The 24,342-nt window shown below is 64.4% G+C and carries 22 protein-coding genes and 1 tRNA gene; 12 read left to right on the top strand and 11 right to left on the bottom strand.

Annotation, left to right across the window (positions count from 1 at the left end; translation table 11 throughout):
• Positions 1 to 19 precede the first annotated feature (19 nt).
• A complete protein-coding gene (locus tag SG26_RS21550) occupies positions 20 to 193 on the bottom strand; it encodes a hypothetical protein (protein WP_014039076.1) in 174 nt (57 codons plus the stop codon).
• A gap of 142 nt (positions 194 to 335) precedes the next feature.
• Here SG26_RS21550 and SG26_RS08165 point away from each other — a divergent pair, with 142 nt between their 5' ends.
• A complete protein-coding gene (locus SG26_RS08165) occupies positions 336 to 2,210 on the top strand; it encodes an SLC13 family permease (protein WP_014039077.1) in 1,875 nt (624 codons plus the stop codon).
• A 55-nt stretch (positions 2,211 to 2,265) separates the two neighbouring features.
• Positions 2,266 to 2,338: transfer RNA gene (locus SG26_RS08170), tRNA-Pro, on the top strand.
• Between the two features lie 184 nt (positions 2,339 to 2,522).
• On the opposite strand, the gene SG26_RS08175 is transcribed toward SG26_RS08170, so the two are convergent.
• Both SG26_RS08175 and SG26_RS08180 read right to left on the bottom strand, forming a co-directional pair.
• Positions 2,523 to 4,895: a methyl-accepting chemotaxis protein gene (locus SG26_RS08175; RefSeq protein WP_050037317.1), complete on the bottom strand. Its 2,373-nt coding sequence runs from the start codon at positions 4,893 to 4,895 to the stop codon at positions 2,523 to 2,525.
• Positions 4,895 to 6,040 carry a BMP family protein gene (locus SG26_RS08180; RefSeq protein ID WP_014039079.1) on the bottom strand — a complete coding sequence of 382 codons (1,146 nt, stop codon included), beginning with the start codon at positions 6,038 to 6,040 and terminating at the stop codon, positions 4,895 to 4,897. The genes SG26_RS08175 and SG26_RS08180 overlap by 1 nt, the downstream gene beginning before the upstream one ends.
• A 156-nt stretch (positions 6,041 to 6,196) precedes the next feature.
• Between SG26_RS08180 and SG26_RS08185 the strand changes: the two genes are divergently transcribed.
• From SG26_RS08185 to SG26_RS08210, 6 genes are all read left to right on the top strand, one after another.
• Entirely contained in the window at positions 6,197 to 9,724 is a 3,528-nt protein-coding gene (locus SG26_RS08185) for an LAGLIDADG family homing endonuclease (protein ID WP_014039080.1), read from the top strand.
• Between the two features lies 1 nt (position 9,725).
• On the top strand, positions 9,726 to 9,998 hold the full coding sequence (locus SG26_RS08190; RefSeq protein ID WP_014039081.1) for a hypothetical protein: 273 nt from the start codon (positions 9,726 to 9,728) through the stop codon (positions 9,996 to 9,998).
• A gap of 169 nt (positions 9,999 to 10,167) precedes the next feature.
• On the top strand, positions 10,168 to 10,503 hold the full coding sequence (locus SG26_RS08195; protein WP_008307136.1) for a hypothetical protein: 336 nt from the start codon (positions 10,168 to 10,170) through the stop codon (positions 10,501 to 10,503).
• Positions 10,500 to 11,309 (top strand): hypothetical protein, encoded by an 810-nt coding sequence (locus SG26_RS08200; protein ID WP_050037318.1) that lies wholly within the window; start codon positions 10,500 to 10,502, stop codon positions 11,307 to 11,309. The genes SG26_RS08195 and SG26_RS08200 overlap by 4 nt, the downstream gene beginning before the upstream one ends.
• A 32-nt stretch (positions 11,310 to 11,341) precedes the next feature.
• Complete coding sequence (locus SG26_RS08205) at positions 11,342 to 12,109, top strand: hypothetical protein (RefSeq protein WP_014039083.1); 768 nt, start codon at positions 11,342 to 11,344, stop codon at positions 12,107 to 12,109.
• Positions 12,106 to 12,822, top strand: a complete 717-nt coding sequence (locus tag SG26_RS08210; RefSeq protein WP_050037319.1) for an AAA family ATPase — start codon at positions 12,106 to 12,108, stop codon at positions 12,820 to 12,822. Before SG26_RS08205 ends, SG26_RS08210 begins: the two co-directional genes overlap by 4 nt.
• On the opposite strand, the gene SG26_RS08215 is transcribed toward SG26_RS08210, so the two are convergent.
• On the bottom strand, positions 12,801 to 13,661 hold the full coding sequence (locus SG26_RS08215) for a transcription initiation factor IIB family protein (RefSeq protein WP_050037320.1): 861 nt from the start codon (positions 13,659 to 13,661) through the stop codon (positions 12,801 to 12,803). The genes SG26_RS08210 and SG26_RS08215 overlap by 22 nt on opposite strands.
• 170 nt (positions 13,662 to 13,831) lie before the next feature.
• Between SG26_RS08215 and SG26_RS08220 the strand changes: the two genes are divergently transcribed.
• Positions 13,832 to 14,326: a hypothetical protein gene (locus SG26_RS08220; RefSeq protein WP_014039086.1), complete on the top strand. Its 495-nt coding sequence runs from the start codon at positions 13,832 to 13,834 to the stop codon at positions 14,324 to 14,326.
• Between the two features lie 254 nt (positions 14,327 to 14,580).
• On the top strand, positions 14,581 to 16,101 hold the full coding sequence (locus tag SG26_RS08225; RefSeq protein WP_014039087.1) for a hypothetical protein: 1,521 nt from the start codon (positions 14,581 to 14,583) through the stop codon (positions 16,099 to 16,101).
• 82 nt (positions 16,102 to 16,183) lie between these two features.
• Here SG26_RS08225 and SG26_RS08230 read toward each other — a convergent pair whose 3' ends face one another.
• Complete coding sequence (locus SG26_RS08230) at positions 16,184 to 16,768, bottom strand: NADPH-dependent FMN reductase (RefSeq protein ID WP_014039088.1); 585 nt, start codon at positions 16,766 to 16,768, stop codon at positions 16,184 to 16,186.
• Between the two features lie 262 nt (positions 16,769 to 17,030).
• A complete protein-coding gene (locus tag SG26_RS08235) occupies positions 17,031 to 17,291 on the bottom strand; it encodes a hypothetical protein (RefSeq protein WP_023843050.1) in 261 nt (86 codons plus the stop codon).
• 97 nt (positions 17,292 to 17,388) lie between these two features.
• On the opposite strand from SG26_RS08235, the gene SG26_RS08240 reads away from it, so the two are divergent.
• Positions 17,389 to 17,925 (top strand): Rieske (2Fe-2S) protein, encoded by a 537-nt coding sequence (locus SG26_RS08240; protein ID WP_050037321.1) that lies wholly within the window; start codon positions 17,389 to 17,391, stop codon positions 17,923 to 17,925.
• Positions 17,926 to 17,967: 42 nt separating this feature from the next.
• On the opposite strand, the gene SG26_RS08245 is transcribed toward SG26_RS08240, so the two are convergent.
• The 3 genes from SG26_RS08245 to lrp all read right to left on the bottom strand — a co-directional run bounded on the left by SG26_RS08245 (position 17,968) and on the right by lrp (position 20,647).
• A complete protein-coding gene (locus SG26_RS08245) occupies positions 17,968 to 19,455 on the bottom strand; it encodes an MATE family efflux transporter (protein ID WP_050037322.1) in 1,488 nt (495 codons plus the stop codon).
• Positions 19,452 to 20,048, bottom strand: coding sequence for a TetR/AcrR family transcriptional regulator (locus SG26_RS08250; protein WP_014039092.1), 597 nt, complete (start codon positions 20,046 to 20,048; stop codon positions 19,452 to 19,454). Before SG26_RS08250 ends, SG26_RS08245 begins: the two co-directional genes overlap by 4 nt.
• A gap of 140 nt (positions 20,049 to 20,188) precedes the next feature.
• Positions 20,189 to 20,647: an HTH-type transcriptional regulator Lrp gene (gene lrp / locus SG26_RS08255; protein ID WP_005536716.1), complete on the bottom strand. Its 459-nt coding sequence runs from the start codon at positions 20,645 to 20,647 to the stop codon at positions 20,189 to 20,191.
• 126 nt (positions 20,648 to 20,773) lie between these two features.
• Here lrp and glnA point away from each other — a divergent pair, with 126 nt between their 5' ends.
• Positions 20,774 to 22,129 carry a type I glutamate--ammonia ligase gene (gene glnA / locus SG26_RS08260; protein ID WP_050037323.1) on the top strand — a complete coding sequence of 452 codons (1,356 nt, stop codon included), beginning with the start codon at positions 20,774 to 20,776 and terminating at the stop codon, positions 22,127 to 22,129.
• Between the two features lie 10 nt (positions 22,130 to 22,139).
• Here the strand turns inward: glnA and SG26_RS08265 are convergent, their stop codons facing one another.
• Together SG26_RS08265 and SG26_RS08270 are read right to left on the bottom strand one after the other, a co-directional pair.
• The gene (locus SG26_RS08265) at positions 22,140 to 23,033 is read right to left on the bottom strand and encodes a phosphatase PAP2 family protein (RefSeq protein WP_050037324.1); all 894 of its coding nucleotides are present in this window, start codon (positions 23,031 to 23,033) and stop codon (positions 22,140 to 22,142) included.
• Complete coding sequence (locus tag SG26_RS08270; protein WP_050037325.1) at positions 23,030 to 24,265, bottom strand: YihY/virulence factor BrkB family protein; 1,236 nt, start codon at positions 24,263 to 24,265, stop codon at positions 23,030 to 23,032. The genes SG26_RS08265 and SG26_RS08270 overlap by 4 nt, the downstream gene beginning before the upstream one ends.
• Between the last annotated feature and the right edge of the window lie 77 nt (positions 24,266 to 24,342).

The following is a 24,342-nucleotide window of genomic DNA, read 5'->3' on the forward strand; positions in this document are numbered from 1 at the left end:
AGGCGGTTTCTCGCTGTTGCTAGTCAGAGATGGGTATGACTGACGTGCTCCCGCATTCGGGACACTCGTCGTGGTCCGTGTAGAGGAGCGTATCACACTCGATACACCGGTGGGTGGCTTCGTCGTCGGACGCGTTCCCGACCTCCTGTTTCAGCTCCTCGACTTTCCGACCGAGATCGTTGAAAAGGCTCATTGTGATCTATTCGGCCCGGACAGGGATAAACGTCGGCCGCCGGGGCAGGGTGTGAGCGGACGCCCCCGTACGCAAACGACCCATGCTTTTGTCACTGGCGGCGCAGGGGCCAGACGTGTCGCTGCCACCTGTCACACCGGGGATGTTGTTCGTCTTCGCGGTTATCGTCGCTGCGCTGGTGCTGTTTGCGACGGAGGCGCTGCCAGTCGACGTGACTGCTATCGCCGTCATGGTCGCGCTGATGCTGGCCGAACCGGTGACGGTGCTCGCGACCGACCTCGGGTTGCTTGCCGAGCCGGTGTACGTGTTACACCAGGCCGGTGACGGGATTTCGCCGCTGGACCGCGGGCTCTCTGGCTTCGCCTCGACGGCGACCATAACGGTGCTGGCGATGTTCATCCTCTCCGACGGCGTCCAGCGGACCGGCATCGTCCAGATTCTCGGCGCGAAAATCGCCTCGCTGACCGGGGACAGCGAAACGAGACAGCTCAGTGCGACCGTCGGGCTGGTCGCGCCTATCTCCGGGTTCATCAACAACACCGCCGCCGTCGCCATCCTCCTGCCGATGGTCACCGACATCGCGCACAAGGGCAAGCTCTCGCCGTCGAAACTGCTGCTGCCGCTGTCCTACGCCTCGATGTTCGGCGGGATGCTGACCCTCATCGGCACCTCGACGAACATCCTCGCCTCGCAGCTCTCGGCGGAACTGCTCGGCCGCCCGTTCAGCATGTTCGAGTTCACCCAGCTCGGCATCATTGTGACCATCGTCGGGACGATCTACCTGCTCACCGTCGGTCGCTATCTGGTCCCGTCGCGTATCCCAGCCGAGGAGGACCTCACCGAGGAGTTCGAGATGGGTGAGTACCTCACCGAGGTCGTCGTCCGCGAGGACTCCCCGCTCATCGGTCAGACCGTCGAGGAGGCCCTCAGGGTATCTGAGTTCGACGTGGACATCGTCCAGCTGGTCCGCGAGAAACGAACGTTCCTCGAACCCTTCGGCCAGAAAACGATTCGGGCCGGCGACGTCTTCGCGATTCGGACGGGCCGGGACACGCTCGTCGACCTCCTCGACGTCGAAGGGCTGGACGTGATTCCCGAAGTCGAGGTCGGTGAGGCAGAACTGGAGGCCGCAAACGAGCGAAAGAACCTCGTCGAGGTCGTCGTCGCTCCCGGCTCCTCGCTCATCGGTGAGACGCTCGTCTCCACGAGCTTCCGCCAGCGCTACGACGCAACCGTGCTGGCACTTCGCCACGGCCAGGAGCTGTACCGCCAGCGGATGGACCACGTCAAACTCCGCATCGGCGATACGCTGCTGGTGCAGGCCACCCCCGACAGCATCGACCGCCTCAACCGCAACAACGACTTCATCGTCGCCCAGGAGGTCGAACGGCCGGACTTCCGCCGGTCGAAGATTCCCGTCGCGGTCGGCATCGTCGCCGCCGTCGTCGGCGTTGCCGCGTTGACTCCGATTCACATCGTCATCTCAGCGCTGGGCGGCGCGCTCGCGATGGTCCTCACCGGCTGTCTCCGCCCGTCGGAACTGTACGACGCCGTCCAGTGGGACGTCGTCTTCCTGCTTGCCGGCGTCATCCCGCTGGGTGTCGCCCTGCAGGAGACCGGCGGCGCTGACCTGCTCGCGGAGCTGTTCGTCATGGGTGCCGGCAGCGTCCTCACCGCCGGGGGCGGCCTCGCCGTCGTCCTCGGGCTGATGTATCTCGTCACGGCGCTGTTGACGAACATCATCTCGAACAACGCCTCCGTTGTGCTGATGATTCCGGTCGCTATCGAAACGGCCCAGCAACTGAATGCCAACGCCTTCGCGTTCGTCCTCGCCGTCACCTTCGCCGCCTCGACGGCCTTTATGACGCCGGTCGGGTACCAGACGAACCTCCTCGTCTACGGTCCCGGTGGATACCGCTTCACTGACTACCTCCGCGTCGGAGCGCCGCTACAGGCCGTCTTCGCCGTCGTGACCACGCTCGGCATCGCGTACTTCTGGGGCCTCGCTCCCGCGTGACACAGCGGCCTCGCAACGAAACCCTTTACTCGCTGTCCGGTCGAGATGTTGATGCGGGATCGTGGGGTAGCTTGGTAACCTTCGGGCCTTGGGTGCCCGCGCCCCTAGTTCAAATCTGGGCGATCCCATCCCTACCACACTCGAAGTGGCCCTTTTGCCGCTTCTACTGTCGTTCCTTCAGATACTCGTTCTGATCGTCCCTCGCAGTCATCGTTCTTCGTAGTCGTACTCGCGTTCCGGCTTCCGCCGACATGCTCACAGCGAATACCCGAGCGATACCGCGAAAAGAAGCCGTAGCGATGGCACGCCGCGCTAGTCGCCAGTCCCGTCGGGGGTGGAACGCGTAGTGCGCTCCTCGCTGGCACCGTCGGCATCGCCGTGGTCGTCTCCCCCGCCACTGGTGTCGAACTGATCGACAGTCGCGGCCAGCGAGTCGGCGCGGTCGCGGAGTTCGTCCGCGCTCTGGGCGATTTCAGCAACGGACGCGGACTGCTCCTCGGCGGCCGCCGATACCTGCTCGGCGTCCTCTGTCACGTTCTGGCTGATCTCGGAAACCCCATCGACGCGGTGGACGACGCTCTGTGTCGCGTCGGCCTGGTCTTCGGTGGCATCCGCAATCTCCTGAATCCCGTCGTTGGCGTCCTCGATTGCCTCGACGGTATCCTCGATGGCGTCGGCAGCCTCGCGGACAGTCTCGACACCGGTGTCGATGTGGTCGCTGGTCGCGCGGATGTCCGTGACAGTCTCGTCGGTCTCCGTCTGCACGGCCGCGATTTCGGCCTCTATCTCTGCGGCCGCCTGTTTCGTCTCCTCCGCGAGGTTCTTGACCTCGTCGGCGACAACGGCGAAGCCCTCGCCGTCCTTGTCGGCACGGGCGGCCTCGATGTTGGCGTTCAGGGCGAGCATATTCGTCTGCTCGGCGATATCCGAGATGAAGTCGACGATCTCGCCGATGTCGTCCATCCGCTCCTGTAGCGCGAGAATCTGGTCGACCGCGTCTGCCGAGCGGGACTCGATTTCCGCCATGTCGTCGATGGCCGACTCGGCGGCTTCCCGGCCCGCTTCGCCACGGTCGACGGCTTCTCTGGCCGTCTCTGCGACCGTCGTCGACGACGCTGCGACTTCCTCGATGCTCGCCGATAGCTGGTCCATCTCGGCGGCGGCCTCCTCGAGGTCGTCGTGCTGTCTGATAGCGCCGTCGGCGATCTCCTGTATGCGGTCACTGACGGTCTGGCTCGTCGTCTCGATTTCCTCGGCCCCGGTTGCGACCTCGATTGTGGCATTCGCGACCTCGTCGGCGAACGCCGCGACCTCGCTGACGGTGGCTTCGAGGCCGTCGAGCATCGCGTTGAACTCCACTGCAACCTCTCGCATCGCTGTCTCCTCAGCGTCCTCGTCGAGTCGCTTCGTGAGGTCACCGTCAGCGATCTCCTGCATCACCGCGCTGTACTCGGTGGCGCGCTCCTGAAGACGCTGGCTCGCTTCCTCTGCCTCTGCCCGTGCATCCTCCGCTTCAGTGCGGAGCTCTTCGGCTTCCGCCCGCGCTGTCTTCGCTTCCTCGACCGCATCCTCCGCTTCTTGAATGCGGTTCTGGAGGGAAATCCGCATGTCGTCGAAGGTGCCGTAGAGGCGGCCGATTTCGTCGGCGCGGTTCGTTGAGAGGTCGACATCGAAGTCGCCGGCCTCGATGCGTTCGGCACGGTCTCGTAGCTTCTTCAGGGGGTCGACCGTGCGTTTCCCGAGCACGAGGCCGACAGCCGACAACGAAACGAGTGCCAGCAGGACAAGCAGTCCGACCGTCTGACCGACCGTATCCCGGACACTGAACGCCTGGGCCGTGTCCAGGCTCGTAACAGTGACCCAGTTGGTGGTCGGGACGGGCGCGAACGCGTACACGCGACCATCGGCAACCGCTGTCACCGGTGCTGCAGTGCCGTTCGCGTCGCGGATCGCCGCGAGGCTCTCACTATGGGTGTCGGCATCGAACTCGCGGTCGATGTTCAACACCGTCTCGTCGTTAGTGTTCAGAATCGTGGTTTCCTTCGTGGAATTGGCATCGCTGAGCCGGTCGACCTGGCTCTGGATGCGCGTGACGACGACGAGGTACGAGCCGTCGCGCTTCGGGACCGAGCTAGCGAACGCCATCACGGGCTCGTCGTTGAGGACCGGTGAGCGGTACGACCGACTACTCGACCACACCTGACTGTTGTTCCCGGGTCCTTCCGGCACTTCGGCGGCCGTCCACGGCGCGTCAAGTTCGGATAGCGACCGCCCCTCCAGCGGGAGTTCCGTGCTGGCGACCACTTCGCCACGAGTATCGTTTACGAGGTGCATACTGACAACATCGTCGGGCAGTAGCTGGTCCTGCAACAGGATGTACGCCGCGGCGCGCCGGTCGCTCCGGAGCGGTTCGCCCTGTGAGACGGAGCGCGTGTGCGTGCGTTGCTGTTCGACCCACGAGCCGATAGAGCCCCCCTCCAGCTGGCTGGTCTCGGCGAGCTGTCCGGTCGTCTGGCGTTCGACGGCTGTGGATGTCGCCTGGAAGGTGAACGCGCCAGCGCCCGCGATGACGAGCAACACGGCAAGGAACGCAACAGCGAACTTCGCAGCGAACCGCTGCCGGACAAACTCGGGAGCGACCCGATCAAGCGCGCTCGCCAGTCCGTCGAGCGGACCGCCCGCCATCAGGCACCACCCGTGTTGGAGCGCTCAGTGGGTACGTCGATGTCGCCGGCGGCGACCTGCTCCCGCGACGTCGACAGCGCCTCCCTGACATCGTCGGGAATTGCCGGTTCGAGGGAGGTGCCATAGACGACGCCGACGCCGTCACTATCCAGCCCGAGAGAGACCACCTCACCAGCGGGAAGGCTGTCCGTGACCGTCGCCGTCGCAGCGTCGTAGACGGCTACGTTCACCCGCTTGACCATGCTCGCGAGCACGACGTCCGCGTACCGGGGATTACTGCGGGACTGGTCCGAGTCAACACCGATTGCGTACCGGCCACTGGCCTGTGCGGCCTGGAAGATGCCGACACCTGCGCCACCCGCTGCGTGGTAGACGATGTCCGCCCCATCGTCGTACATCCCGGCTGCGATGTCGCGGGCGCCCTGCACGTCGTCGAAATTCCCGAGATACTCCGTGAGGACATCGACGTCCGTGTTGGCGTACTCGACGCCGGCTCTGAAGCCGGCCTCGAACTTGTGGATGAGGGGCTGGTCGAGGCCGCCGACGAATCCGACGGTCGTCTCGTCCGGGTTCGTCGAGCCTGCCCCGAGGTCGATATCTCTGGTCGTGAGCAGCCCAGCGAGGTTCCCGGCCTGGAACGATCCCTCGTGTTCGCGGAACACGTAACTCGCCACGTTGTCGGCCTCTACGACAGAGTCGACGATCATGAATTGCTGGTCTGTGTACTCCGGTGCAGTCTCAGACAGCCCCTCGGCCTGCAGGAATCCGATACAGCAGATCAGGTCGTATGGTGGGTTCGTCGAACTCGCCAGTTCGGCCTGTACCTCGGCGAAGCCGGCGACGCTGTTTGGCTCGTGGTTCGTGTATTCGACCCCATCATCGAGCCGCGCGCGCTGAATGCCGCGGTTCGCCGCATCGTTGAACGAGCGGTCATCCAGCCCGCCCAGTGCGTACACCATTCCGACAGTCGCCGCCGCATCGCTCACGCCGATGTCGCTTTCCGTCGCTTGCTGGCTGTCGCCGGTGTCCTCGTCTCCGCTCCCTCCGAAATCCCCGAAGCGGCCTGCACAGCCGGCGAGCGTTGCGGTCGCGGCCGCGCTGCCGCTGGCGAGGAGCCGACGCCTTGTGATTTTTTGATCGCGCACGGTTATTCTACTCTGAGTGAATCAGGTATACCAGCAAAAACTACTGGTCCCAATTCTCGGCACTGATACTAATAGTACCCCAATGCCGCCTCATTTCAGTTCCACCCCGGTTTGCGAACCTTCTTAGGCCAGTGGGCATAACCACTGTCCACTCAAATGGCGACCGCCGAGAACACCGAACTCATCGACCGCTTCGAGGAGTTCTACCGCAACTACTACCGCAACGAGATCGGTGAGCTCGCCCAGAAATATCCGAACGACCAGAAATCGCTGTATATCGACTGGGACGATCTCTATCGCTTCGATCCGGACCTGGCCGACGACTACCGCACCAAGCCCGAGCAGATTCAGGAGTACGCCGAGGAGGCCCTGCGACTGTACGACCTGCCGGTGGACGTGTCGCTCGGACAGGCCCACGTCCGCGTCCGGAACCTCCCCGAGTCGGAGGACATCCGCGACCTGCGCCACGAACACCACGGCAACCTCGTCGCCGTCAGGGGCATCATCCGGAAAGCGACCGACGTGCGCCCGAAGGTCATCGAGGCGGCTTTCGAGTGCCAGCGCTGTGGGACGCTCACGCGCATCCCCCAGACCGCCGGCGACTTCCAGGAACCCCACGACTGCCAGGGCTGTGAACGACAGGGGCCGTTCCGGCTCAACACCGACCAGTCCCAGTTCATCGACGCCCAGAAGCTCCGCGTGCAGGAGTCCCCCGAAGGCCTGCGTGGCGGGGAGACACCCCAGTCCATCGACATCAACATCGAGGACGACATCACAGGCCACGTCACTGCGGGCGATCACGTCCGCGTGACCGGCATCCTCAAGCTCGACCAGCGGGGCAACGACAACGAGAAGTCCCCGATGTTCGACATCTACATGGAGGGCGTCAGCGTCGAAATCGAGGACGAGCAGTTCGAGGACATGGAGATCACCGACGCCGACAAGAAGGAGATCGTCGAACTCTCCAACGAAGCTGACATCTACGACAAGATGGTCGGGGCCATCGCCCCCTCTATCTACGGCTACGAAAAAGAGAAGCTCGCGATGATGCTCCAGCTCTTCTCGGGCGTGACCAAAGAGCTTCCTGACGGATCTCGGATACGTGGAGATCTCCATATGTTGCTGATAGGAGATCCGGGGACGGGGAAATGCGTCCACGGTGACACGCGAGTAACTCTCGCAGACGGCCACGAACGGCCGATACGAGAGGTCGTTGAATCGAACTTAGATGATCCCAAACCAGTCGACGACGGCGTGTGGGACACTGTTGATTTCGATGTCCCGTCACTCCAATCCGATGGAACAGTAGCCACGCAAAACGCGACCAAGGTTTGGAAGCGCAAGGCACCGGAAACACTGTATCGGATACGAACCGCGACCGGTCGTGAACTCGATGTAACACCGTCACATCCACTGTTCGTCCAATCTAACGGGCGGTTTCAGGCCAGGAAAGCCGAGGAATTAGAGAGCGGGACACACGTTGCCGTTCCACGGAAGGTTTCCACAAATGCCCGTAACGAACTGGATGTCACGTTCCGACAATCACAGGCCCACAACAGAATCGACCTTGACCTTCCACCGCAGTGGACACCCGAACTGGCCCGTCTGATCGGTTATATTGTTGCCGAGGGGTACGTCGAGCAACGTCCGGATAACACGGGGTATGTTTCGATAACCAATAACGACCGCGAAGTTCTCGATGACGCGAAATCTGTTCTGGAGACACTGAACCTCAACGTTACGGAACGGAGTTCACACGAGGGGAAGACCACCCGCGAACTGTTGTGTTCTGCCGGCGAGTTCGTGAGCTTCCTCGCATCTCTGGACGAAACGTTGCTCCAGTCCTCGGCGGAGAGACGCGTTCCGCAAGATATCATGCGAGCCAGCGACAACGTTGTCACCGGATTTATTCGAGGCTATATCGAGGGAGAGGGACACGTTTCGACATCACAGCGGGAGATTACTGTTGCTTCGATGAGTAAACCGCTGCTGGAAGATGTTCGAACTCTGCTCGTCACACAAGGAATCACGGCACAACTCCAACCCCGGAACAACGGTAGCTACCGGCTTCGAATCTCCGGAAACTCCTTCCACGACTACGCCGAACAAATCGGATTCATCACAGCGCGAAAGACCGAAGCGTGCCGGCAGTTCGAGGGAACCCACGGAAATACGAACCTTGATATTGTCCCCAATCTGGGTCCGGAACTCCGTCGCATCCGGGAAGCACTTGGACTGACGCAATCCGAGTGCGGCCTCCCGCGTTCGACGTATCAACACTACGAGCGGGGACGCCGAAACCCAAGCCGTGACAGTCTCGAATCGGTTCTCGATGCGTTCCAGGCACGGTTGGCTGAGATGAACAATGACACACCTATCAGCGACACTGCGCGTAGCGACGGCGGCGGAACGGGGTCACTCCGTCAAGACCTGGATTCACTCACTGCATTCGTCGAAGGCGATATGGCATGGGACCGGATCGAATCGATAGAACCTATCGAACACGACGAAAAGTGGGTCTACGACCTCGAAATCGAGGGAACACACAACTATCTCACTAACGGCGTGGTCTCGCATAACTCACAGATGCTGTCATATATCGAGAATATCGCACCACGCTCTGTCTACACCTCCGGCAAAGGGTCGTCGAGCGCGGGGCTCACTGCGGCCGCCGTGCGCGACGACTTCGGCGACGGCCAGCAGTGGACGCTGGAAGCGGGCGCGCTCGTGCTCGCAGACCAGGGCATCGCCGCTATCGACGAACTCGATAAGATGTCTCCGGAAGACCGCTCCGCGATGCACGAAGCGCTGGAACAGCAGCGTATCAGCGTCTCGAAGGCTGGAATCAACGCGACACTCAAATCCCGCTGTTCGCTGCTGGGCGCGGCCAACCCCAAGTACGGCCGCTTCGACCAGTACGAACCCATCGGGGAGCAGATCGACCTCGAACCGGCGCTCATCTCCCGGTTCGACCTCATCTTCACCGTGACGGACAAGCCCGACGAGGAGAAAGACCGGAACCTCGCCGAGCACATCATCCAGACCAACTACGCCGGCGAACTCCACACGCACCGGACGGAAAACCCCACTTCGAATTTCAGCGAGGAGGAGGTCGGGACCGTCACCGAGGAGGTCGCGCCGACAATCGAACCGGACCTCCTCCGGAAGTACGTCGCCTACGCGAAGCGCAACTGCTTCCCGACGATGACCGAGGAGGCAAAGAGCCGTATCGAGGACTTCTACGTCGACCTACGGATGAAGGGACAGGACGAGGACGCGCCGGTGCCCGTCACCGCCCGGAAACTGGAGGCGCTGGTCCGATTGGCCGAGGCCTCTGCACGTATACGCCTCTCTGACACCGTCGACGAAGCCGACGCCGACCGAGCGGTCGACATCGCCCACTACTGCCTGAAGGAGATCGGCGTCGACCCCGAGACCGGCGAGTTCGACGCCGATGTGGTCGAGACCGGCCAGTCAAAGACCCAGCGCGACCGCATCCAGAACATCAAAGGCATCATTTCGGACATCGAAGACGAGTACGACGAGGGCGCACCCGCCGACGTGGTCATCGAACGCGCCGAGGAGGTCGGCATCGACGAGTCGAAGGCCGAACACGAGATCGACAAGCTGAAACAGAAAGGTGAGGTGTACGAGCCCCGGACGGACCACCTCCGGACGACCTGATATGGACCGCATTTCCGCACTCCGCAACATCGAGGAGGCGCTGGCCGAGTTCGAGACAGGGTCGAAGTCACTCAGTGACCTCGAACAGGACGTTCGCGGGACGCTCCGGACCTACGCGACTGAGTTCGAGGGGGACTTGCAGGCCTACCGGGCAAGCGGTGAGGCCGCCGTGGACGGCCTCGTCGTCCTCGCGCCATCCGAGACAGCAGCCCGCGAACGGGTGCAAGACCTCGTCGCGGACGCCGGCGAATTTACCGTTACAGTCGTCGAGTAGGACGTTCTCTAGCACCGCGGGTACTGTCGATGTCTCCATCTGCTGTCCACAGTGTCGACTCCGGAGTCCGACTGCCGCCGCTATCTTTCTGGCCAGTCGTCATATATATTCAATTTAAACCACATTCAATTCAGTAAAATTTTATAGTAATAATAGTAATGTCTACCCAGTGCTACTCGTCGTCACGTACTCCCGGGCGGCACGCACAGACCTGCGGAACGTCTGTCGTGCCCACGAAGACTGTGTCGTTCGGCAGTTCGGGAGAGCAGCGCTGTTCTCCGGAACCGAGTTCGGGGCCTTCCAGGCGCTCCGGCTCCACGAGAAACACGACCTCGACATACAGATCGAACACGTCGAACCGTTCGAGCCGACAGACGTCCCGAAGCACGTCCGCGAGGCGGCCAAACGGTACGAAGCACGCGAGGAACCGGCGACGCCCTACGAGCGGTTCGCGTCGGGGCGTGACCTCCCGGACCCGGACCAACTCCGAGGCGTCGACCTGTGAAGCTCCGCGTCGCTGGAACCACTTACGCGGGCGCTGTCGTCGACCTCCGAGCGCGAGGCGTCGACGGTCGAATCATCGCCGCGAGTATCCGTGGGCGGCGGTGCTTTCCGGCCCTTTCCTGCCCGGAACCACCGGCCGTGTACGCCTACGCCGGATACGTCCACCCGTCGATGGGACTCCGAACGCGGACCGCGCTCGCGGCCGCCGCTCAGTCACGGGGACACGAGACCCCGCAGGACGACGCTATCGCGGAGTGCCGCGCCCAGCTGGCCGAGCTCGAATGTTCGCCGCCGGATCTGCCGGACCCTGTCGAGCCGGTTTCGGAGTCGACCATCGACGGCTTGCAGGAAGCGGTCGCGACCCACCGCGGCCGTCTCACCGCTCGGCAGGCGGTCGGGGCGGACGACGGGGCGGTACAGGCTGACCTCCGGGACGCGGCGACAGAACTGAGCGAACGGGAGACCCGACGGGCTGCCGCCAGAGAGACCCGCGAACTCCGCCGGGAGCGGGCACGCGCCTACCGGGATACGCTGGAGGAGCAGCGACGGCTTGCTGACGAACTGGCGAATCTCCGACGGAGTGCCCGGGCGACCCTCGTCGACCGATGCGCCGATGCGTTCGCTCGGGCCATCGAAGCCGTTCCGGGGCCGGTCCCGGACAGCCCGTTCGACGCCGACCCAGTAACGGCCGCGCTGGCCGTACTCCGGGTCGCCCGGACGCCCGCACCGGTCGTCCTCGGAACGGATCGGTTCAGGTCACCGACGGCTGCGTCGGACTGTCTCGACGCCCCTGTCGTCCGCTGCTGACTTTTAAATCGGAAGGCCGGACCACCACCCCTATGGTTACCTTCGACTGTCGCGCCGAGCGAGTTGACGGCGTGACGCTCGTCACGGCGACCGTCGGCGACGTTACCGAACCGACTCGAATCACTGTTCGGAACTGTCTCGATGGCCCTCTCTGGCCGCCGAGAAAGCAGGGCGTTCCAGAGGCCGGCTGGACCGAGGACGGCTTCGAGGGCATCGTCGGCCCGGGAACGCACGCGCTCGGTTACGCGACGCCGGCCCCACTATCTGACCAGCCGGCAGATCTGGTGCGTGCCGAGCCGACGTCCGATACGACCCCGGCGGACGAGCGACTCGACTCCGCAGATGCCGTCCTCAGGGAACTGGGCGACCCGTCGCCGCCTGTTGATGCTGTGCCTGCAGGCGAGCCATCGCAGGCGGCCGAAGCCGCGAGTCGGCGGTCGAATGAATCCACAGTCGAACAGGAGATGGACCCGCAGCGAGCGACCGTCAAATCGCCAGCCGAGTCGGGGACGCCGATGGGCCTGCGACCGGACCAGCAGCTCCCCGACGCTGTCTCGCAGTGGCTCGAAACCGTTGCTCGACGCGTCGACCGCGCAGAGCGGCTGGCCGAGGCGGACTCGCTGTCGGCGGCGACAGCTGCGGTTCGCGCGGCGGACGGCCTGTCCGGCGTCCGGACGGTCACGACACGCGGCGATACTGACGAGCAGATGCTCCGTGCGTTGGCCCGGCGGGCCGAACGGCTCGCCGACCGACGGGCGGCCGCCACAGTGCCGACCGAGACGCTGTCGCGCCTGGCATGATCTTGGCAGTCACCGGCGGCAAGGGCGGCGTCGGCAAGTCCACTATCGCGTACAATCTCGCGGCGGAACTCAGCGCGCTCGAACGGCCTAACAGCAGGGACTCGCGCTCGAACGCGAACGCTGGGAGCGTCGTCGTCGACGGCGACCTCGGGATGGCGGACCTCCCGTCCAGTCACGGCCCCGACCTGCACGACGTTCTCGCTGACCGCGCCGACCCGCACGAGGCTGTCCGTGAGACCGGCCCCGTGACCCTCGTTCCCTGCGGGCGGACGCTGGCCGGCGCTCGAAGCGCCGACTTGCAAGGCCTCACGGACGTATTCGCCGCGCTGGAGCGGACCTATCGCTGGGTCATCGTAGACTCGCCAGCCGGCCTGCACGCCGACGTGGGTCTGCCCCTCGCAGCCGCCGACGCCGCGATACTCGTCACGACGCCGGAGGGCGCGGCGCTCGCTGACGCCTTCCGGGTCCGAGCGCTGGCCCGTGAACTCGACGCCGGACTCTGTCGGGTCGTCCTCAACCGTGCCGGTCCGAACCCCGCGACCGAGGCCGTCACGGACCGGTTCGGTGCACCGACCGTCGCTGTCCCGGAGAGCGAGCCGCTAGCGACGGCACAGGCCCATGGACAGCCGCTTCGAGAAACAGCGCCGGACACGTCGGCTCGGCGCTCGATTGAATCGCTCGCTGATGCCGTCTATTCCTGTAGCTCGGTGTAGGTTCCCCGTAGCGTGACCGGCGTCACGTCCGCCGTCTCCGCCGCCTCGGCCTGCGTGAGCGCCACGTCCCGTTCCTGGGCCGCGGTGTAGAGACACGCCGCCGCGACGCCGGCCGGATTGCGGCCGCTGACCAGCCCACGGTCCTGTGCCTCGTCGACGAGCCGTTCCGCACGCTGGCGGACCGCCGTCGGCAGGTCCAGTGTCGTCGCGAACCGAGGGACGTACTCGCGTGGGTCAATCGGACCGGTTGGCAGCCCGAGCTCCCTGTTCAGAGCGTCGTAGGCCGCGCGAAGCTCCGACTGAGTCGCCTTGGCGACGGTACAGAGCTCGTCGACGGTTCGGGCGACCCCTTCAGTCCGGCAGGTGGCATAGATAGCTGCGGCCGCGAATCCTTCCAGCGTTCGCCCCTGAAGCAGGTCCTCGTTCTGTGCGGATTCGAACAGCACGCAGGCCCGGTCCCGGATCGCGTCCGAGAGCGACATCGAACTGATGATACGCCGGATCTCGGTGAAGGCGTACACCTTGTTTCGCTCGCGTTTCGAGCTGATCTGTGCGCGGTTGTGCTCGCGGCGGAGGCGGGCGAACTGACGGCGCTTGCGCCCTTTCAGCCGTGTCGACCGGCCGATTTTCGTCGAGAGGCCGCGGTCGTGACGCGACCGTGTCAATGGCGCGCCTGTGCGTGCCCGGTCAGTGTCGTCATCGTCGAACGACCGCCACTCCGGTCCGGGGTCGATGGCGTCCTCGCCGACGACCAGTCCACAGCTGCCACAGACCGACTCGACACCCTGCTGTTTGACCGACCCGTTACACTCCGGACATTGCGTTACCGTCGTGCTCATGTTCCCACCTACGGCTGGGCGAGGGGTTAAAAAACCGATGCAAAGACGGGTTTCCGGGCGGTTTTCGATGCAACTGCCGACCGGTAACCGGTAGGTAGTTATCGGGTTCGACACCCGCGCCTATCGGGATACCGACAGCATTAAATTCCGGCACAAAGAATGAAATTTCAATGACGCTGTCGGATATCGCTGCCGGTGTCGAGGTCACGACCCACCAGCGTGATCGCGGCGTCGCTGCCGTCGACGAGACGGACGCCCCGCTCCCGGAGCGATTGGCCCCGGTGGCCGACGACCTCCCGTGCTCGGCGGCGACAGCGGCGACCGTCGTCGAGGCCTACGCAGCCGGCAAGAGCGTCGGCGATGCGGGCCGCGCCGCCGGTGTTGCGCCTGTGATGGCCGCCAAGACGCTCCATCTCGTCGGTGAGCAAGTGTCACCGGTCGGCCCACAGGGCCGTGAGATAATCGCCGATTGGCTCGCCGGGGACCTCTCTCGCAGCGATGCCATCGCACTCGCTGACGTAACTGAACAGGAGTTTGCCCTGGCGGTGTACATCGAAACGCACGAGCCGTTGCCCGCGGCCCGCGATGCGGTGGAGGGGGCGCTCACAACTGCGGAACGGGACCCGTTAGGGGAGACGATGAGCGACATCGGCGAGCTGCTGTGAGGATGTGTGATTTGCTTTCTCGGCGAGGTCGGGAGTGAGCGACATCGGCGAGCTGCTGTGAGGATGTGTGATCTGCTCTCTCGGCGAGGTCGGGGGTGAGCGACGTCGGCGAGTTGCTGTGAGTGCGTGACTACCGTTCTCTCGCTGAGTTGGGACCGATGCTGGCAAGTCGGTGTCGTGTGTGGAACCCCTGCTCTCGCTTCTCCCGTACTGTCTGGGGCACGCTTAACACCCGTGACTGCAAACCCGGAGTTATGTCGGCTTCGGAACTGGCAGACCGGGTGGCCGAGGTGCTTGCAGCGGACAGCGAGTCGTTCAACGAACGGGCCCGCGAGGAAGCCGAAGCGCTCAAATCCGCGGTCCGGAGCGGGACCTTCGACAACTCGGAGGCGATCGTCGGCATGGAGCTGGAGCTGTATGCCGTCGATGAGCAGACCGACGCGCTCCAGCGGGTCCCGCGTCAGTTGCTCGAACTCATCGGGTTCGAAAAGGAACTCGGCCTGCACAACGCCGAGATGCAGACGAGTCCGCAGCCGCTGAACACCCACGGGCTGGCGGCCCAGCGCAACGAACTGAAGGCGTCGCTGATGCCGGCCCAGCAACGGGTACGCAACGAGGGTATCCGCCTCGTCTCTGATGGCATGTGGACCGTTCCGCCCGCCGGCGAGACGGCCCGGGAGTACCTCTGTGACTGCGTCGAACAGAGCGGCGTCCGCATCGGGACGAACATGTCGGACTCCGTCCGCTATCACACGATGGCCAACACCGACTACCCCTCGGCGTTCGAGATCGATGCGCCACACGTCTCGCTACAGGCCGAGACGGTGATGCCGGAGTCGCTCATCACCTCGATTCAACCCCACTACCAGATTCCCCACGCCCCGGACCTGCCGGAGTATTTCACCTACGCGCTCCGCATCGCCGCGCCGCTGCTGGCACTCGGCGTCAACTCGCCGTTTTTCCCGCCGGACCTCTACGACGACGCGCCCGACCCCGAAATCGTCGCCGGGGCGAACATGGAGAACCGCATCGGCGTCTTCGAGTCGGTCCTCAATCCGCCCGACGGCGACTCGACGCCACCGAAAGTCTGCTTCCCGCCGGATTTCGACTCCGTCGAGGAGGCTATCGACGACATCGTCGCTGACGACACTATCGTCCCGGTCGACCTGCAGTCGGGGACCCGCTTCGACGACGACTTCGTTCACTTCCGGCACAAGCACGGCTCGTACTGGCGATGGGTCAGGCCGGTGTTCGAGGGGCCGACGCGGTCGGCGGCCAACGCCCGCATCGAGTTCCGCCCGCTGGCCGCACAGCCGACCGTCGACGACGCAATCGGGTTCGCGGCCGTTTTCGCCGGCCTGATGGAGAGCCTGCCACAGCTCGAACACCCCATCCGGTCGCTGGACTGGGAGACGGCGAAGCGGAACTTCTACGCCGCCGCTCGGAGCGGCCTCCGGGCGAAAATCGAGTGGATCACCGCTGACGGGGCAACGACGACCAGCACCGAGGAGATATACGGCGAACTGTTCGAGCACGCACGCGAGGGCCTCGAACAGCGCGGCCTCTCGGCGGAGGAAGCCCATGGGTACATCCGGCCGCTACGCGAGCGCGTCGACCGCCGGCTCACGCCCGCGCGCTGGAAACACGACTACGTCCGCCGCCGCGTCGAGGAGAACGTCCCGCTGGCCGAAGCGATCTGGGGGATGCAGGCCACCTACATCCGCCATCAGGAGGAGACGCTGCTGGAGGGCAGTTTCGTCGACTGGTTCGAGTGAGTCATACTGTTGGCTGTACTCCCCTGACGAATATTGCCACCCCGAGCTGGCGACTGTCTTCACGAAGGGACAGTCAACAGTATCAGTCGCCGGTCGCCAGTTCCGACTGTTCTGTTTCTTCGCGTCGGTCCGCAACACCCGTGTACGCGACGACGTTTGAGCCCAGTTCCTCGACGCGCGCTGCGATGTCTTCGTCGGCGATGTGTCCGTCCTCGAAGGCGGCCCACGATTCGGGGATGGCAACGGCTTGCGGAAGCGGCCAGCCCTTCAACTCCAGTACAGAGGCGCGAAGATGCTGTAGCGTCGGCGTGGGGAACCCGCCGCCGGCCACTGCGAGGATACCGACGGTCGCCCCTTCGACGTCGTCAATACTGCAGTAGTCAAGCGCCGTCTTCAGTGGTGAGGCGATGGTGCCGTGATACACGGGAGTTCCGAGGACCAGGGCGTCGGCCTCGCGGACACGGGCGGCGAGTTCCGGACCGTCACCGGAGTCGGCCTCACCCGCGTCGGGGTCGAACAGCGGGAGGTCCCACTCCCGGAGGTCGATGTGCTCGATCGTTGCACCATCCCCCACTGCCGCGTCGAGGGCGCGCTGGACGGCGATTCTGGTTCCGCTGTCGTCGCGGAGGCTTCCGCTGATACCGATAACGTGTGGCGTGTCGTGCATCGTGTGCCTGTTCGTAGCCACCGCTAATTAGTAAGTACTCTGAGAAAAAAGTTTCAGTGCGTATTCTGACAGGAAGTCACGGGTCAGGCCGTAGTGACATCGTGAATCAGTCGCGACAGCTGATATCGATGAACATAGACCGAATTCTATCGGTCACAGCGCTGCCGAGATTCACTGCTGAGGCCGATACGCACCTGTGATTTGACAGCAGTTCACCCGCGCTCCTGGGGGTGCCCTGCCCCACGTCCGTTGCTGCCCGCGACTACTCCTGGTCTTCGTCGCCGCCTTCTGTCTCGTCCATCTCGTCGCCGGTTTCGGAGGCCGCCGTCTCGTCTTCTGTCTCGTCCATCTCCTCGTGTTCGTCGTGTTCGGCGAACTCGACTTCGGCCTCAAGTTCGATTTCGACGCCCTTGCCTTCCAGTTCGGCTTCGAACTCCGCCATGTCTTCGACTTCGGCTTCCAGTTCCGCTGTATCTACCGCTACCTCGACCTCCACTTCGACGGAAACGTCGTCTCGGTCCATACCGACCTTCCGAGGGGCTGACATAACTCAGTTTTGCAACCGGCACGTTGCGACCGACTTCGACATCGCTATGTGTGTCAGCCGCTGACCCATTGCTATGAGCGACCCCGTGGACGTGACCGTTGACACCGACGACGAGTCGGAATCGGTCCGTATCCACGACGACGGTGGCGAGGTCGAAGCCGGCGACGCAACCGTCCGATTCAGTTTTTCCGGCACTGGAGACGATGGGCAGGCGGCTGGGGGCGACGACGAGCAGTCGCCCGACGGCAACGACGACCCGCGCTGCATCGCCGAACTCGACTCGGTGCCGACCGACAGCACGCTCGTGTTCGAGGCGCGCGACGGCCGGCGCGGCGTCAACTGCATCCTGCACCGCTCGGGCGACGCCGTCGCCGCCTGGCGCAACTCCTGTCCCCACCAGCCCGAAGTCCCGCTCGACCCGGGCCGGGGCGCGATTGTGCGGGGCGACCGTCTGGTGTGTCACAAGCACGGCGCGCAGTTCGAACGCGACGACGGCGTCTGCACGCACGGCCCCTGCGCCGGCGACGCCCTCGACAGTATCGAGGTCACGGTTCGGGACGGCGACGTGTACCTCACGGATGAGCGCTTCGAGCGGGCCGAACGGCGCTGAAACGCGATTTTAGAACGTTTTGCGGTTGTCTCGATTGTGCCATCAGTCGTCTGCAATGGCCGGTTCGCTGCCGGCCCGGGGGTCGGCCTCGCGCCACGTCCCGCGGAGGAACCAGGCCGCGGCGAGGCCGGCCGCGAGGACGTTCGAGACGGCGAAGGCCAGCCAGATGCCCTGTTCGGCCAGCGAGTACGCGAAGAGGTCGACGACCTGCGGGCCGAGCCACGCCGGGACCGCAACTGGGCGGGATGCGACCCAGGCGACCGGCAGGCGGATGATTCCCAGCATGGTAACCGCCAGCGCCGCTGCGGTGAGCGTCTTACCGGCCCCGCGGAACCCGCCGGAGTAGGCCCGGACGACGCCGATGAAGCCGAAGGTCGGGGCGACCCACTGGAGGAACTCGGCCCCGATGCGGACGACCTCGGGGTCGTCGCTGAACACGCTGACGACGGCCGGTGCGGCGAAGATCGTGACCACACCCAGCACAGAGAGGATGGCAAACGATACTTTTGCGGCGAAGTGGTTGGCCGTCGCCGCGCGGTCAGGCCGCTCGGCACCGAGGTTCTGGCCGGTCATCGTTTCGACGCCGCGGTCCATCGCGATGGCGGGCATGAACACCAGCGAGAACACGCGGATGCCGACGCCGAAGGCCGCGACCACGGTCACGGAGAACGTCCCGACGATGAACAGCATGGCGTTGACTGACACGGCGCGCCCGGTGCCTTCGACGGAGGCCGGGATGCCCAGCCTGAGCAGTTTCCGGAGGTACTCCAGGTCGGGGGCCATATCACTGAGGTGAATCCGCACGCCGCGCCTGCCCGACAGCAGGATACCGATGCCGACGACCAGCGCTACGGCACGCGAGAAGATGGTCGCGACGGCCGCGCCGACGACGCCCATCTCGGGGAACACCCACCAGCCGAAGATGAGGAACGGGTCGATGACGATGTTCAGCACGACAGTCCCGAACATCACGAGCATCGGCGTGATGGTGTCGCCGGCCCCGCGCATCAGCGAGATGAACACGAAGAAGCCGAACATCGCCGTCAGTCCGAGCGAGACGACCTGCAGGTAGCCCGTCGCGCCCGGCAGTACCTCGCTGGACGCACCCAGCAGTGACAGGAAGTCCTCGACGAAGAAGTAGCCGGTCGCGCCGAGCAGCACGGAGGCCAGCAGCGCGAACGTCACAGTCTGGGAGGCGGCGTACTCGGCCTCGCGATGCTCCTCGGCCCCGGTGTGCTGGGCGACCAGCACGCTGCCTGCCACTGACAGTCCCATTCCAAGCGAGATGAGCAGGAAGATCATCGGGAAGGCAAATGAGATGGCCGCAAGCGCCGTCGTGGAGTACTGCCCCAGCCAGAACGTATCCGCGAGGTTGTACGCCACCTGTAGCAGGTTCGTGATGACGATGGGGAAAGAAAGGAACAGCAGCGGCTTGCCGATGTCGCCGCTGGTCAGGTTCAGTTCCTCTTGCCCCTTGAACAGGTTCCCGAGCCGCGCACCCAGACGGCCCAGTTTCTGCCGGACGCTCACGCTGTGACCTCCTGCTGTCCGTCCAGGAGATGCGTCTCGACGTACTCGGCGAGCATCCGTCGGGTACACTCGACCGGGCGACCGGTCGTGACACGCTCGGTCGCAGCCCCGGTCAGGACGGTGACGATGAACTGGGCGGTCTCCTCGGCGTCGAGGTCGGATTTGAACGTCCCGCCAGTGATACCGTCTTCGAGGATCACTTCGAGTTCGTCGACGAGGTAGTCGTCGAATTTGGTGAGCCGCTCGCGAAAGCCGGGTTCGTAGGGCGCGTGGGCACGGATTTCGAGAATCGCCGTCCCGAACTCTTCGCTCCCGTCGTCCGGCTTGTCCAGCACGGAATCGATGAGCGCCAGCAGGCGCTCGTGTGGGTTCTCGCCGTCGGGGTCTTCGATCCGGTCGACGAACCCGTCATAGAGGTATTCGAGGAACGCACAGAGGAGGTCGTGTTTACTGTCGTAGTGGTAATGGAGGGCAGCTTTGCTCTTGTCCGACTCGTCGGCGATGTCCTGCATCGTCAGATCCGCGTAGCCGTGCGTACACAGCGCACGGTAGGTCGCGTCCATAATATCGTCGGCCGTGTCGCCGTCGTTCATTACGCGTAACTAACTGACTGGTCAGTCAAGAATGCGTCGGTACCGCTTGCGGGTGAGTTCGCATGCCCTGCTATATCGGGCTCAGACTCGCAGGAGCCGTCGCTCTGAGAGCGTTCGGAACGATGGTAGAAGGACGGTCGCTACTCCTTCAGGTCGAGGTCGAACTGCTCGTGTTCGCTTGCGGCGTTGAGCACGACGGAGGTGTTCGACTCCCTGATATCCGGGTCGGTGAGGAGTTCTTTGATCTGGGCGTTCATGCCGTCGGTGTCGGTGAACTTCCCGACCGCGATGACGTCGTAGTCGCCGGTGACCTCGTACACCGATATCATCTGCTTGTGCTCTTCGAGGTCCTCGGTGACTGCCGGGAGCGACGACCCTTCCACCTTGAGCTGGATGATGGCTGTCACGTCGTAACCGAGCTTGTCGTAGTCGACTTTGGGGGTGTACCCGTTGATGATTCCCTCGTCCTCGAGATCGGAGAGGTGGTTTGAGACGGTCGTTACCGACACGTCGAGGTCTTCTCCGAGGCTTCGGAGGCTGGCGCGGCCATCCCCCAGAAGTGCATTCACTAGCTCACGGTCGAGATTTTCGTACGTCATTACATTGGTGGACGCCCCCCAGGGATTAGAATTTTACGAATGTCCAAATGTAAGCGAAAGCGTCGAAACCTTTGCGCAAATCAGCAGGGTTTTAGTAGTAGCACCGTTCCTATCGGGTGTCCAAAGATGACAAGCGAACTTTCAGAGGCGGCACAGGAGGTACTCGACGAGATCGACGAGAAGAACGTCGACTTCCTCCGGCTCCAGTTTACCGACATCCTCGGCACCATCAAGAACGTCTCGATCACAGCCGACCAGGCAGAGAAAGCGTTCACAGAGGGGATCTACTTCGACGGCTCCTCGATCAACGGCTTCGTCCGGATTCAGGAGTCCGACATGCGTCTGGACCCGGACCCCTCGACGTTCTCGGTGCTTCCGTGGAGGGAAAACGTCGAAGGCGGTTCCAGTGCCCGCCTCATCTGTGACGTCATCGACACCTCGACCGGCGAGCCGTTCTCCGGCGACCCGCGTGGCGTCCTGAAGCGTGCTATCGAGCGCGCAAACGACATGGGCTATACGGTCAACGCCGCCCCCGAGCCCGAGTTCTTCCTGTTCGAGGAAGACGAAGAGGGCCGTGCGACGACCAAGACCAACGACGCCGGCGGCTACTTCGACCTCGCGCCAAAGGACCTCGCCTCCGACGTGCGCCGTGACATCATCTACGGCCTCGAAGACATGGGCTTCGACATCGAAGCCTCCCACCACGAGGTCGCCCAGGGCCAGCACGAGATCAACTTCACCTACGACGACGCGCTCTCGACGGCCGACAACGTCGCCACCTTCCGCTCCGTCGTTCGCGCCATCGCGGCCGAGCACGACCTGCACGCGACGTTCATGCCGAAGCCCATCCCGAAGATCAACGGCTCCGGGATGCACACGCACCTCTCGCTGTTCACCGAGGACGGCGAGAACGCGTTCCACGACGAGGACGACGAGTTCAACCTCTCCGAGACGGCAAAGAGCTTCACCGCCGGCATCCTCAAGCACGCGCCGGCTATCACGGCCGTCTCGAACCCGACGGTAAACTCCTACAAGCGCCTGGTCCCGGGCTACGAGGCACCTGTCTACGTCGCCTGGTCCGACCGTAACCGCTCGGCGCTCATCCGCAAGCCGGCCGCCCGAACGCCGGCTGCAAGCCGTATCGAGGCTCGCTTCCCCGACCCGTCGTGTAACCCGTACCTCGCTTTCGCCGCGCTCATCCACGCTGGGCTCGACGGCGTCGAGCAGGACCTCGATTGTGACGACCCTGTCCGCGAGAACATCTACGACTTCGACGAGGAGAAACGCGAGGAGTACGGCATCACCACGCTCCCGTCGAACCTCGGCGAAGCCGTCGAAGCGCTTGAAGACGACGAAGTGATTCAGGACGCTCTCGGCGAGCACGTCTACGAGAACTTCGTCGAGGCCAAGACCCAGGAGCACAAGGAGTATCTGGTCGACGTCTCCGACTGGGAACTCGACCGCTACCTCGAGAAGTTCTAACGGCTGCCACTCACACCTTTTTCGCGAGGCGCTCACCGGCCAGCGGCAGCGTCAGCAAGACGCCGGTCCCGACCGCCGCAAGCAGCGTGACGGCGACCGGCGTCGGGTCTAACCCGAACGTCACCCCGAGCAACGTTCCAACCGAGACAACGCCCAGCAACGCCGTGATACCGACACCGTGCCGGGTCGGTTCCGGGATTGAATCTCCGAGGAGCGCCCAGACCACGGCACCCGCGACAGCGACACCCAGCGCGCCGGCCGAATTGCGGGAAACGCCGGTGACGAACAGCCCTGCCACGGCGATGACGGCCGCGAAGCCGAACACCCGCTCGGGCGTTTTGAGCGCACCGAGGGCGAGCGCGAGGGCCGCACCGGCGATGGCAAAGCCCGCGAGGATGTCGGCGAGGTAGTGGACGCCGAGTACAAGCCGGGAGAGCCCGATGAGGGCGATGATCGTCGCGGCGACGGCGGCGCGCTGCCGACGCGTGCCGACCCGGAGCGCCCACGCGATGCCGCCCCAGACGAGCAGGGAGAGGGTGGCGTGGCCGCTGGGGAAGCCGAACCCCTCTCCGGTCGCCATCGACTCGTAGACGCCCCGCAGCGCCGCCGGGAGCAGTTCGGCGTGGGTGGCCGTACCCGCTCCGGGCGGCCGCGGCAGCGCGAACACGCCCTTCAGTGACACGACGAGCGCGACGGCGACGGCGAGCAGCGCCACGAGCATCGCCGTCCGGTCCCGAGTGAGGCCGCGACCGAGTTTCGGCGTCCACGGGCCGAGCCAGTACAGCAGGCCACAGGCCAGAAACGTGAACCAGAAGTCCCCTAATTGGGTGATGAGGGCGAACAACACGACGACTGCGCCGGGCAGCGCCGACAGCACCTCGGTGACGCCGACAGCCCGTATCACTGTCGCCAGTCGCGCACTCGGTCGACGAGCCGTCCGGGGAGGCCGGTGGCAGTAAGCGTCACACCGACAGCAATCATGATAGCGTAAAGGCCCAGTACCGACAGCCAGATGACCAGCATCGCCAGCACGGCCCAGAGCCCCTTCAGGTAGTAGAACGCGCCGAGGGTCATGATCGTGCCGTACAGCAAGACGATGTAGGGGCCCCACTGTCGGGCGTGGCCGCGGCGCATCCGGCGGCGGACGTACTGCTTGAGGTCCGACCGCACCTCGTCACGGTGGAGTGTCCGGTCCTCGACGTCCTCGCGAAACGACTCGAACTCTTCGCGGAGTTCCTGTAGCTCCTCGTCTGTCAGCGCATCAGTGTCTCGTCCGGTCGGCCCGGTTCCGGCTGGCGGGGGTGTGTCGGTCTCGTCAGCGTCCTCACTCATCGCTTTGCCGGACCGTCGGTGCGATACCTGTTGTAGTTGCCGGTCCGCGAGCGCCGCGTTGACCGCTGCGCCCACGAGTAGCACCTGTCCGGCGAAGTAGAACCACGTCACGAGCAGGAGGACCCCGCCGATGACGCCGTACACCTGGTAGGAGTCGGCCTGCGCCGCGTACACGTTGAACCCTGTTCCGAGCAGCGTCCACCCGGCACCGGCGAACACCGCGCCGGGGACGGCCGCCCGTATCGTCATCTCCTGATCGGGAAACAGGTAGTACAGTGGGAGGAAGGACACCGTTAGTACAGGGATGAGTGCGAGTCCGCCCAGCGCAACCTGGACGCCCAGCACCGTTCCGAGAGCGCCGATGACGCCGAGCCCGCCCAGCGCCACGACGATGCCGCCCAGCGCGGCCAGCCCGTCGACGAGCTCGCCGACAATCGAACCGGGGCCGTCCGTCCCGTAGACGCGGCTGAAGGCCGCGTCAAGCCCGCGGAACACCTTGAGCGCGCTCCAGAGCGTGACGCCGACGCCGAGCACAGTCGCGCCCCCGCGGCCGGCCCCGCTGGTCAGCGCGTCTTCGAGCAGCGTCGATGCCGTCGGCGAGAGCACGTCCCCCGCAGCCGTCACGATTCGCTCGGCAAAGGCCTCCCCGCCCGCCAGCGTGCCGACGACCAGCGTCAGCAACAACAGCGGCAGGAGCGAGACGAACATGTAGTAGGCGATGCCGGCCGCGAGAAAGGAGACCTCCTCCTCTTGGACAGTGCGGACGACATCCCGAGCGACGGAGACAGCGCGTGTGCGATCCACGCGAGCATCTCGGGGTGGAGCCCCAAATATACTGTCGACTGGCTGACGCCAGACCGTCGTTCTGGCCGTCGACACCC

This window comes from Haloarcula sp. CBA1115 (assembly GCF_000827835.1).
Lineage (GTDB): Archaea > Halobacteriota > Halobacteria > Halobacteriales > Haloarculaceae > Haloarcula > Haloarcula hispanica.